Source organism: Myxococcus sp. RHSTA-1-4 (assembly GCF_020037125.1).
Lineage (GTDB): Bacteria > Myxococcota > Myxococcia > Myxococcales > Myxococcaceae > Myxococcus.
On the sequence record NZ_JAIQDG010000043.1, the window covers coordinates 53,604 to 65,691 of the forward strand.

A 12,088-nucleotide genomic window follows, 5' to 3' on the forward strand; every position below is an offset into this window, starting at 1 on the left:
CACGGCAGGGAACGGCAGGTCGCGACAAACAAAAGGGGAGGACATGACAAGCAAACCCAACATCGGTGGCCCCGCCATTTCCGCGCGCCGTCGCGCGCCCGTGAAGGTCTCCGCCACGTCCCTGGTGAAGGTGGGCAGCCTGCCGGGCGCCGAGGGCTTCCCCCTGGTGGTGGAGCCCAACCTGGAGGGGCTGGACCCCGCGGACTGGGCCCGGAACCACAAGGCGTGGCTGGACGAGAAGCTGCTGGAGTCCGGCGCCATCCTCTTCCGCGGCTTCCGCGTGCCGGACGCGTTCGCCTTCCGCGACTTCGTGGGCGCGCTGAGCAGCGACCTGCTGGACTACGTGGAGCGCGCGGCCCCCCGCTCCCAGGTGGCCCCCAACGTCTTCACCTCCACCGAGTTCGCGGCGGACCAGATCATCCCGCTGCACCACGAGATGTCGTACTCCCACAACTGGCCCTGCCGGCTGTGGTTCTACTGCGACGTGCCCTCCCCCGTCGGCGGCGCCACGCCCCTGGCGCCGGAGCGGCTGGTCACCTCGCGCATCCCGGACGACATCAAGCAGCGCTTCCTCGAGAAGAAGGTCATGTACGTCCGCAACTACGGCGAGGGCGTGGACCTGCCGTGGCAGGACGCCTTCCAGACGCAGGACCGCGCGGAGGTGGAGCGCTACTGCCGGAGCTGCGGCATGACCTACGAGTGGCGTGACGGCGACCGGCTGCGCACACGCGCCATCCGCCAGGTCATGGCCACCCACCCGCGCACCGGCGAGTCGCTGTGGTTCAACCACGCGCCCATCTTCCACGAGACCAACCTGGCCCCCGAGGTGCGCGAGGGGCTGCGCGCCCAGTTCCGGCCCGACGAGATGCCGCGCAACGCCTTCTACGGCGACGGCAGCCCGCTGGAGCCCGAAGTGCTGGACCGCATCCGCCGCGTCTACGACGAGGCCACCGTGCGCTTCCCCTGGCAGCAGGGCGACATGCTCATGGTGGACAACTTCCTCGCGGTCCACGGGCGCGACCCCTTCGAGGGTGAGCGCTCCATCCTGGTCTCCATGGCCGAGCTGTACGTCAGCCCCGACGTGGTCCCCGCGTAGCGGACCCCACCGCATTGCCCTTTCCCTGATTCTGGAGTGACAACACGATGAGCATCGACGAGATCGAGGGCTATCCCCTCTCCGCCGAGCAGCGGCGCCTCTGGGCCGCGGGCGGCCAGTCCGGAACGCAGCGGGTTCGCGCGGAGGTTTCCATCGAGGGGCCCCTGCGGGTGGACGCTCTCGAGCGGGCCGTGGCCGACGCGAGCCAGCGGTTCGAGGTCCTCCGCACCCGGCTGGTGCGGCTGGCCGGCATGAGCACGCCCCTCCAGGCCGTGGCGGACACCTCCGTCCACGTGCACAAGGGAGGCCCCCTGCCGGAGGCCACGCCGGACTCCTCGGCAGAGAGTCCGCTGCGGTGCGCGCTGGTGCAGGAGGGGCCCGAGCGTCACCGGCTCTGGCTGGAGCTGCCCGCGCTGTGCATGGACGCCTTCGCGCTGCGCGACCTGGTGGCCGCCATCGGCCGTGCCTACGCGGGTGGAAGCGACGAGGGTGAGCCCCTCCAGTACATCGACTACGCGGACTGGCAGCGCGAGTTCCTGGCCGGCGAGGACAAGGCCGAGGCCGCCGCGTACTGGCGCCGGCTGGCGGAGTCCATCCCCTCCCCCTCCACGCTGCCCTATGAGCGCAAGGAGGGCGCGCGCACGGCGGGGCCCTTCCGCGTGCTGGAGGCCGAGGTGGACGCCCCCGAGCAGGTGCGCGCGCTGGCGCGCCGCTTCGGCGTGGACGAGGCCACGCTGGCGCACGCCGCCTTCCAGGTGCTGCTGTGGCGGCTGACGGGCAACAGCCCGGTGGTCTCCGCGCGCCGCTTCGACGGCCGCGCCTACGAGCAGCTCGAGGGCGCGCTCGGCACCTTCGCGCGCTCGCTGCCGGTGGTGACGCCCATTCCCCAGGACTACCGGCTGGCGGACCTGCTGGAGCCGCTGCGCCAGACGAACGCCGCGCACCTGAAGCACGCCATCGCCTTCGACGCGGACACCTGGCCGTCGCTGGTGCCGTCCCCCGCGCAGGCTCCGTGTGCCTTCCGCTTCGTGTCCTGGCCGGACGCGGAGCATGGCGGCGCGCGCTTCCACCTGGAGCGCCTGGAGGCCCACGAGGACGTGGCGGGCCTGATGCTCGCGCTCACGGATGACGGCCGCCGCCTCGCGCTGCGCCTGGACTACGACTCCGGCCGCTTCGCGGAATCGGACATGCGGCGCTTCCTCCGGGCCTACCGCGTCCTGCTGGCCGACCTGTGCGCGCACCCCGAGGCCCGGCTGGTGACGCTGCGCCTCATCGACGCGGAGGAGGAGCGCCGCATCGTGCGCGAGTGGAACGCCACCGCGCTGCCCGGGGACACCACCTGCGTGCACGAGCGGTTCGCGGCCTTCGCCGCCTCGCAGCCGGACGCACCCGCCGTGGTCTGCGAGGGCACCCGCATCACGTTCCGCGAGGCCAACCGGCGCGCCAACCAGCTCGCGTGGCACCTGCGCTCGCTGGGCGTGAAGACGGGGGACGCCGTTGGCCTGTGCCTGCCGCGCTCGGTGGACGCCATCGTCGCCCTGCTGGGCATCCTCAAGGCGGGCGCGGCCTACGTGCCGCTCGACCCGGAGCTGCCGTCGAAGCGGCTCGCCTTCATCCTGGAGAACACCCGCGCTCCCATCGCCGTCACCACGGCCGAGCTGGAGGGCAGGCTGGAGGGCTTCACCGGCACCCGCGTGCGTCTGGACGCGGACGCGGCGGCGCTGGCGTCGAAGAGCGACGCGGACCCGAAGGTTCCGGTGGACCCGGAGCACCTCGCGTACTTCCTCTACACCTCCGGCTCCAGCGGCCAGCCCAAGGGCGTCATGGTGCGCCACGGCGGGCTGGCGAACCTGGGCGTGGCGCTGGAGCAGGCCATCTACCGCGGGCGCGGCGCCCGGCTGGCGGTGGGCCTCAATGCCCCGCTGGCCTTCGACGCCTCCGTGAAGCAGGTCATCCAGGTGTGCCAGGGCCACACGCTCCATGTGCTCACCGACCGCATCCGTCTGGATGGGAAGGCCCTGGCGGCCTACCTGCGGGAGAACCCGCTGGACGTCCTGGACCTCACGCCCACCCAGCTCCGGCTGCTGCTGGAGAACGAGGACGGCGTGCCGCTGAGCCAGATGCCGGTGCTGCTGCTGGGCGGCGAGGCCATCGACCCGGCCCTCTGGAAGCGGCTCGCCGAGGGCGGCCGTGGCGCCTACAACCTCTACGGCCCCACCGAGTGCACGGTGGACACGGCCGTGGCACCCGTCACGCTCGCGGCCTCCGAGCCGACCATCGGCGGTCCGCTGGCGAACGTGCGGGTGTACGTGCTGGACGCGGGGCTGCGGCCCGTGCCCGTGGGCGTGCCGGGTGAGCTGTACATCGGCGGCGCTCAGGTGGCGCGCGGTTACTGCGGCCGGCCGGACCTGTCCGCGGAGCGCTTCCTGCCGGATCCGTTCAGCGACACGCCGGGCGCGCGGATGTACCGCAGCGGCGACGTGATGCGCTTCACCGAGAACGGCCAGCTCGTCTTCCTGGGCCGCGCCGACTTCCAGGTGAAGGTGCGCGGCTTCCGCATCGAGCTGGAGGAGATCGAGCAGTGCCTGGGCACCCACCCGGCGGTGAAACACGCCGCGGTGACGGCACGGGACGACGCCCAGGGCGACCGCCAGCTGGTGGCGTACGTCGTCCCCCGGCGCCGCCATGCCGCGCGCCTGGACAAGCACGCCCGCTACCCGCTCCCGAACGGGATGGCCGTCCTCCACCAGAACAAGAACGAGACGGACTACCTCTACCGCGAGCTGTTCCAGGAGCGCCTCTACATCCGCCACGGCGTCCAGCTGCCGGCAGAGGGCGTCATCTTCGACGTCGGCGCGAACATCGGCATGTTCTCCCTGTTCGCCAGCGTGAACTCACCGGCGTGCCGCGTGTACGCCTTCGAGCCGCTCCCGCCCCTGTACGAGACGGTCACCGCGAACGCCGAGCTGTACGGCCCCCGCGTGAAGGCCTTCCCGTTTGGCCTCTCCAACCACGAGCACTCGTCGACGTTCACCTTCTACAGCCGCTACACGATGATGTCCGGCCGCAGCGAGTACGCCAACGCGGAGGACGAGGTGAACGTCATCAAGACGTTCCTCCGCAACCAGCGCTCCGCGGGGGACGCGTCGGCGGAGACGCTGCTGCTCAACGCGGACGAGCTGCTGGAGGGGCGCTTCGCCGAGGAGCGCCACACGGTGCGGCTGCGCCGCCTGTCCGACGTCATCCGCGAGGAGGGCGTGGACCGCATCGACCTGCTCAAGGTGGACGTGCAGCGCGCGGAGCTGGACGTGCTGGAGGGCATCGACGCGGAGCACTGGCCCATGATCCGCCAGGTCGTCATGGAGGTGCACGACGCCCGGGGCCATGCCAGCGAGGGCCGCGTGCAGCGGGTGACGAAGCTGCTGGAGGAGCGCGGCTTCCGCGTGCAGGTGGACCAGGATCCGCTGCTCCAGGGCACGGACCGGCACAACCTCTACGCGTGGCGCGAGAACCAGCCGGTGATGCCGGCGCCGGCCTCCGCCGCGGTGGACCCGCGGGAGCTGGCCCCCCTGCTCACCGCCGACGCGGTGCGCGCGCACCTCAAGCAGGTGCTGCCGGAGTTCATGCTGCCTCGGCACGTGGTGCTGATGGACGAGCTGCCCCTCACCCTCACCGGCAAGGTGAACCGCCAGGCCCTGCCGGCGCCGGAGGCCGTGGCCACGGAGGCGCGCGCCAGCTACGTGGAGCCGCGCAACGACCTGGAGCGCCGCATCGCCGCCATCTTCGCCGAGGTGCTGAAGGTGGAGCGCGTGGGCATCAATGACCACTTCTTCGACCTGGGCGGGCACTCGCTGCTGCTGGTGCAGGCCCACAACCGCATCAGCAAGGCGCTGGGCGCGCAGCTCTCCATGCTGGACCTCTTCCGCCACCCGACGGTGGCCTCGCTCGTCACCTTCCTGGACGCGGGCAAGGCGCAGCCCCAGGAGAAGGCCGAGGACGTGGACGAGGCCGCCCGCCGCCGGGTGGAAGCGATGAAGCGCCAGAAGGACCGCAGCAAGTCTCGGGGGGACACATGAGCGGCAACATGGAGCAGGAGGGGCTGGAGGGCATCGCGGTCGTCGGCATGGCGGGCCGCTTCCCCGGCGCGGGGGACGTGGACACGTACTGGCGCAACCTCTGCGCGGGCGTGGAGTCCATCCGCTTCTATTCCGAGGAGGAGCTGCGCGAGGCGGGCGTGTCCCCCGAGCTGCTGGCGGACCCGTCCTACGTCCGGGCCAACGCGGCCCTGGACGGCGTGGAGCTGTTCGACGCCGCCTTCTTCGGGATGAACCCGGGTGTGGCGCAGATCACCGACCCGCAGCAGCGCGTGTTCCTGGAGGTGGCGTGGCACGCGCTGGAGCACGCGGGCTACGACGCGGAGCGCTTCCAGGGTGACATCGGCGTCTTCGGCGGGCTCAGCATCAACACGTACCTGCTGGAGAACCTGGCCACCAACCGGCAGCTCATCGAGTCACACGGCTTCCTGCAGGCGGCCATCGCCAACCGCGGCGACCACCTGGCCACGCTGACGGCGTACAAGCTCAACCTGCGCGGTCCCGCCTTCACCGTGCAGAGCACCTGTTCCACCGCCATGTCCGCGGTGCACCTGGCGTGTCAGGCCCTGCTCTCGTACCAGACGGACATGGCGCTGGCGGGTGGCGTCTCCGTACGAGTGCCGCAGACCATGGGCTACCTCTTCCAGGAGGGAGGCGTGGCCTCGCCGGACGGGCACTGCCGTCCCTTCGACGCGAAGGCCAAGGGCACCGTCTTCGGCAGCGGCGCCGGCGTGGTGGTGCTCAAGCGGCTGGAGGACGCGATTGCCGCGGGGGACACCATCCACGCGGTCATCCGCGGCTCGGCGGCCAACAACGACGGCACCGCCAAGATTGGCTACACCGCGCCCTCGTCCGAGGGCCAGCGCCGCGCCATCAGCATGGCCCTGGCGGTGGCGGGCGTGCACCCGGACACCGTGGGCTACGTGGAGTGCCATGGCACCGGCACGGTGCTGGGCGACCCGATTGAAATCGAGGCGCTCACCCACGCGTTCGGCGCCAAGACGCAGCGCAAGCAGTTCTGCGCCATCGGCTCGGTGAAGAGCAACGTCGGTCACCTGGACACGGCGGCCGGAATCGCCGGACTCATCAAGACGGTGCTGTGCCTGGAGCACAAGCAGCTCCCGCCCACGCTCCACTTCGAGTCCCCCAACCCCGCCATCGACTTCGCGCAGAGCCCCTTCTATGTGAATGCGAAGCTGACCGACTGGCCCCGGCCGGAGAAGCACCCGCGCCGCGCCGGGGTGAGCTCGTTCGGCATTGGCGGTACCAACGTTCACCTGGTGCTGGAGGAGGCCCCGCCCCTGCCGTCGCGGCGGCAGGCCGACGGCTGGCACACGCTGGTGCTGTCCGCGCGCACCGCGAGCGCGCTGGAGGCGCGGACGGACCAGCTCCGCAAGTACCTCGCCGCGCACCCGGAGCTGGACATCGGTGACGTGGCCTACACGCTCCAGCTCGGGCGCAAGCCCTTCGAGTTCCGGCGCGCCCTCACCTGCCGCTCGCTGGCGGACGCGGTGGACATGCTGGAGCGCCTGCCCACCGACCGCACCTTCACGGGACGGGTGGACGGCAATGCCCGCGCCGTGGCCTTCCTCTTCCCGGGCGTGGGCAGCCAGCACCTGGGCATGGCGCGCGAGCTGTACGACGCGCTGCCCGTCTTCCGCGAGCACCTGGACGCGTGTCTGGCGAAGATCGACGCGGAGCTGGGCATGGACCTGCGCCCCATCCTCTTCCCCCGGTTCGGGGCGGAGGCCCAGGCGGCGGAGGCGCTCACGTGGACGCACGTGGCCGAGCCCGCGCTCTTCGCGGTGGAGATGGCCCTGGCCCGGACGTGGATGGCCTGGGGCGTGCGCCCGCGCGCGGTGATGGGCGAGGGAATCGGCGAGTACGCCGCCGCCTGCGTCGCGGGCGTGGTGTCGTTCGAGGACGCCGTCTACATGGTGGCCCTGCGCAGCCGCCTGCTGAAGCGCCTGCCCGAGGGAGCCATGACGCTGGTCATGCTGCCCGAGGCGGAGCTGGAGGGACTGCTGCCCGCGCACGGCCTGTCGCTGGCGTGGGTGGGCCGGCCGTCGGTGTGCACGGTCTCCGGGCCGCGCGCCGGCATCGAGGCGCTGGAGGCGGAGCTGCGTCGTCGCGGCGCCACCTTCCGTCGGCTCGCGGGAGACAGGGCGCTCCAGTCGCCCGCGGTGGACAGCCTCACCGGAGAGATGTCCGCGGCGCTGCGCCGCGTCTCCTTCCGCGCGCCCGAGGTGCCCCTCTTCTCCGGCGTCACCGCCGCGTGGGCGAGCGGCCCGGAGCTGGCGGAGCCCTCGTGGTGGGCGTCGCAGCTCCGCCGCACGCTGCGCCTCTCCCCGGGCATCGAGGCGCTGTTCCAGGAGCCGGACCGGCTGCTGGTGGAGGTGGGCCCGGGCCGTACGTGGCTCAACATCGCCCGGCTGCACCCCGCGAAGTCGCCGCGGCAGGTGGTGCTGGGCTCGCTCGTGCAGGACACGAAGGAGCCCTCGGAGCCGTGCGCGCTGATGGCCGCGCTCTCGCGCCTGTGGATGTACGGCGGCGAGGTGGACTGGGCCGGACACCACGCGGGCGCGGAGCGGCGGCGCATCCCCCTGCCGCAGTACCCCTTCGAGCGCCAGCGCCTCTGGCTGGAGCCGGCACGGCAGGCCCCCGCGCGCCAGCAGCAGGAGGACACGCTGCCCCCGCGCCGGGTGGACCCCGCGGACTGGTTCTTCGTCCCCTCGTGGAAGCGGACGGCGCCCGCCACGGCGCTCGCGCGGGACGCGGAGGTGGTGCTGCTCTTCACCGACGCCTTCGGCCTGGGCGAGCTGCTGGCCACCCGGCTGGAGCAGCGCGGCCACACCGTGCTGCGCGTCCAGCGTGGCACGCATGGCGGCTCGCCGGCGGAGGGCCGCTACTCGCTGGACCCGAGCCGGCCCGGTGACTACCGGCAGCTCCTGCAGGACCTCAAGGCCCAGGGGAAGCTCCCCTCGCGCATCATCCACCTGTGGAGCGTGGACCCGCAGCGCTCCGCGGGCTCGCGGCTGGAGTCCCTGCCTCGCGTGGAGGAGTCCGGCTTCCGCAGCCTGATGTACCTCGCCCAGGCGCTGGGCGCCTCGCACGCCACCGCGCCGGTGGAGCTGCACGTGCTCAGCAGCCAGATGTTCCAGGTGACGGGTGACGAGACGCTGTGCCCGGAGAAGGCCACCCTGCTCGGACCGTGCCTGGTCATCGGCCAGGAATACCCGAACGTGAAGTGCCGCCTCATCGATGTGACGCTGCCCATGCCGGGGAGCGCCGACGAGTCCCGGCTCGTCGGGCACCTGCTCGCCGAGGTGGAGTCCGGCGCTCGCGACACAGTCACCGCGTGGCGCGGGCGGCACCGCTGGACGCGCACCCACGAGCCCGTGCGGCTGGAGGCCCTCCAGGGCCGCTCGCCGAGGCTGCGCCCGGGAGGCGTGTACCTCGTCACCGGCGGCCTGGGCGGAATCGGCCTCGTGCTGGCCGAGGACGTCGCTCGTGCGGCGGGCGGCGCCCGGCTGGTGCTGCTGGGCCGCAAGCCGCTTCCGGAGCGCTCGAAGTGGAATGCGCTGCTGGCGTCCGAGGGCGACTCGCCCACCGCGCAGGCCATCCGCCGCATCCGTGAGCTGGAGCGCGCCGGCGCCGAGGTGATGACCGTCGCCGCCGACGTGACGGACCGGGCGCGCATGGCCGAGGTGCTGGCCGACGTGCGCGCGCGCTTCGGGGCCGTGCACGGCGTCATCCACGCGGCCGGCGTGCCGGCGGGCGGCGCGCTGCAGCTCAAGACGGACGAGGTGGCCCAGCGCGTGCTCGCGCCCAAGGTGCGCGGCACCCTCGTGCTGGATGAGCTGTTGGAGGGTCAGCCGCTCGACTTCGTCGTCTACTGCTCGTCACGCACCTCGGTGCTGGGCGGCTTCGGCCAGGCGGACTACGTCGCGGCCAACGCCTTCCAGGACGCCTGGGCGCACCACAAGGCGAGGACGTCGTCCACCTTCACGGTGTCCATCGACTGGTGCTCGTGGCGGGACGTGGGCATGCTCGCCAGCGCCGCCGCCGCGAAGGCCGCCCCGCGCGTCGAGGCGCTCCCGGCCCCCGCGGCAATCTCCGGCGAGCCCGTGTCCATGGGCCACCCGCTGCTGGCGAAGCGGATGCCGTCCGCTCCCGGGCACGAGGTGTACGAGACGGTGTTCCGCGTCGAGACGCACTGGGTGCTCGACGACCACCGCATCCTCGGCAATCCGGTCATCGCCGGCACCACGTATCTGGAGATGGTGCGGGCGGCGTTCGCCCAGCGGATGCAGCAGCAGGACCTGGAGATCTCCGACGTCTACTTCCTCACCCCGCTGTCGGTGCGCCTGGGCGACCAGCGCGTGGCGCGGCTGGAGCTGACGGACGAGGGCGCGGAGGGCTGGAGCTTCCAGGTCAGCAGCATGGGCACGGACGGCACGGGCCTCACCCGGCACGTGATGGGACGGGCCCGGCTCATCCCCACCACCCCTGCGAAGCAGCATGACCTGGCGGCCCTCACCGCCGCCTGCGCGAAGGTGAAGGAGTTCACCGACGAGGATTCGCACGACGAGGACCACGGCCCGCGGTGGCAGTGTGTCCGGCGGGTGCGGTGGGGCGAGCAGCAGGTGCTCGCCACCCTGGAGCTTCCGGCCGAGTTCGCCTCCGACCTGGACGTCATGAAGATGCACCCGTCCATGCTGGACAAGTCCATCGGCACGGGGCGCGACTTCATCCTCGGCGCGGTGCCGTACATGCCGTACTCGTACAAGCGCCTCGTCGTGCGGCACCCGTTCACCCGCCGCATCCACGTGCACACGCGCTCGCACGGCGAGGGCTCCAACCGCAGCGAGACGCCGTCCTTCGACATCCGCATCCTCGACGACACGGGCCGCGAGCTGGTGGAGATCACCGAGTTCTCGCTCAAGCGAGTGAACGACGTGGGCGCCATGTACAAGAACCTGGCGAACCGCGACGCCGCGGCCGCCACCGTCACGGCGGCGAAGGCCCCGGCTCAGGCCTCGGCCTCGGCCACCGCGCAGGCGGCGAACGCCGGAGAGAACGTCTTCCAGCAGATCCTCCGCCAGGAGGCCATCTCTCCCGAGGAGGGCGTGGAGCTCTTCCGGCGGGCGCTGGCGAGCTCGGACATGCCGCAGCTCGTGGTGTCCACGAGAGATCTGGAGGCGCTGCTGGCGCGCGGCCTGGTGCACACCGCGCCCACGAAGGCGGCCGAGGAGGAAGTGGAGACCGAGTCGGCCTCGGCGCCCCAGCGCGCGACGCGCCCGCGTCCCGAGCTGCCGGTGCCCTTCGAGGCGCCGGGAACGCCCATGCAGGAGAAGCTGGGCGAAATCCTGCGTGAGGTGCTCGGCCTGGAGCGCGTGGGCCTCCACGACAACTTCTTCGACCTGGGCGGCGACTCGGTGATGGCCATCCAGATTGTCTCCCGCATCAAGCGGAGGCTGGGGAAGGAAGTCGCGGTGGTGCAGCTCTTCGAGGCACCGACGCTCGGCGCCCTGTCCACGCTCCTGGGCGGGAGCACGAGTGGTGGAGAGGACTCCGGAGAGTCCGCTTCCGCCGCCGCGCCCGCCGAGGACAGCTCCAGCCGTGGAGCCCGCCGCCGCGCCAAGGCCATTGCCCGGCGTGGGGGCGAGGGGTAGCCGCACCCGCATTGCCTGGCGTTGGGGGCGAGGGGTAGCCGCGCCCCGCCCCCGACACGCACGCAGCCTGATTCCGACAACACCAACTGTTTCCGGTGACATTCATGAAGGTCGAGAGCCCTCCAGCCGAGAGCGTGGTCCTCCATTTGCGTGAGCGGCTGGAGAAGTCCGCCGTCCGCACCCTCACCCCCCAGGAGCAGGCCGTCCTGGATGGCGAGGGACAGAAGGCATTCATCATCAAGCAGCTCCTGTCGAAGAAGTTCCGCAAGTGGTCCGTGGACGCGGACACGCAGCAGAACATCAGCCGGACGGTGGAGGCGGCCGTCCGAGAGCAGAAGCCGCTCCAGCTCGTTCACCCCATGGGCGGGTACAAGATCTGGCGGCTGCCGTCCTCGCCCGAGGTGGACTGGGCGGAGTTCTTCGGCATCTCGCACATCCTGCAGTACCTCAGCGGCATCGCCGCGGGGTACGCGCCCGGCGTGCACATGCAGTTCTTCATGTACACGTTCCTCCCCCAGCGCCATGACAACCTCAGCGCGGAGGACATCGAGCGCTACGTCGGCTCCTTCCAGGCGATGCTGGACGCGTTCGGCAAGCACCTGCCGGCGAACGTGAAGCTCTCCATCGTCCGGGACGCCGCCTTCTATACCCGCGAGGAGTACTTCTCCCTGCTGGATGAGCGCTTCGAGATGATGGAGATGGGGTTCAACGACTTCCCGCAGAAGCAGCGGGACACGTTCCTCACCTGGGCCCGGCAGAACATCAAGTGGGACGGGGCCGAGGACTGGACCCGGCTGAGCGAGGCGGAGAAGGAAGAGAAGATCCGCCGGGGCGCCATCTACGAAGTGGTGGGCATCTACACCATGGAGAAGACGGCCGAGTTCATCATGGGCGGGGAGCGGGTCGTCCTCTTCGTCTCCCCCGGGAACAACAGCATCGGCATCGGCAGCACGAAGTCCTCGCGGGCCAAGTTCTGGGTGGGCACGGGCATCCTGGAGAACCGCGACGGCGAGCTCTACGACCTGGTGCTCACGCCCAGCCAGTGGGAGCGCACGGCGGACGTGCCACGCACCGTCTTCGAGTCCGACCTGCTGCCCCTGCGCAACCTGGGCCGCATCGAGGTGGTTCACCACCGCCTGGACTTCTCGCAGCCCAACGCCGAGCCCCAGCTGGGCACCGGCTAGCCACACCTTCTCTCCTTCCCTCTCCACACCCCAACGACT

General features: G+C 71.5%; 4 protein-coding genes. All 4 read left to right on the plus strand.

Annotated elements, in window-relative coordinates; all coding sequences use genetic code 11:
* Positions 1 to 43: 43 nt before the first annotated feature.
* A complete protein-coding gene (locus K8638_RS38770) occupies positions 44 to 1,096 on the plus strand; it encodes a TauD/TfdA family dioxygenase (RefSeq protein ID WP_223759777.1) in 1,053 nt (350 codons plus the stop codon).
* A gap of 47 nt (positions 1,097 to 1,143) precedes the next feature.
* Entirely contained in the window at positions 1,144 to 5,172 is a 4,029-nt protein-coding gene (locus K8638_RS38775) for a non-ribosomal peptide synthetase (RefSeq protein WP_223759778.1), read from the plus strand.
* On the plus strand, positions 5,169 to 10,865 hold the full coding sequence (locus K8638_RS38780) for a type I polyketide synthase (RefSeq protein ID WP_223759779.1): 5,697 nt from the start codon (positions 5,169 to 5,171) through the stop codon (positions 10,863 to 10,865). The genes K8638_RS38775 and K8638_RS38780 overlap by 4 nt, the downstream gene beginning before the upstream one ends.
* Positions 10,866 to 10,969: 104 nt before the next feature.
* Positions 10,970 to 12,049 (plus strand): hypothetical protein, encoded by a 1,080-nt coding sequence (locus K8638_RS38785; RefSeq protein WP_223759780.1) that lies wholly within the window; start codon positions 10,970 to 10,972, stop codon positions 12,047 to 12,049.
* The last annotated feature ends 39 nt before the right edge of the window (positions 12,050 to 12,088 follow it).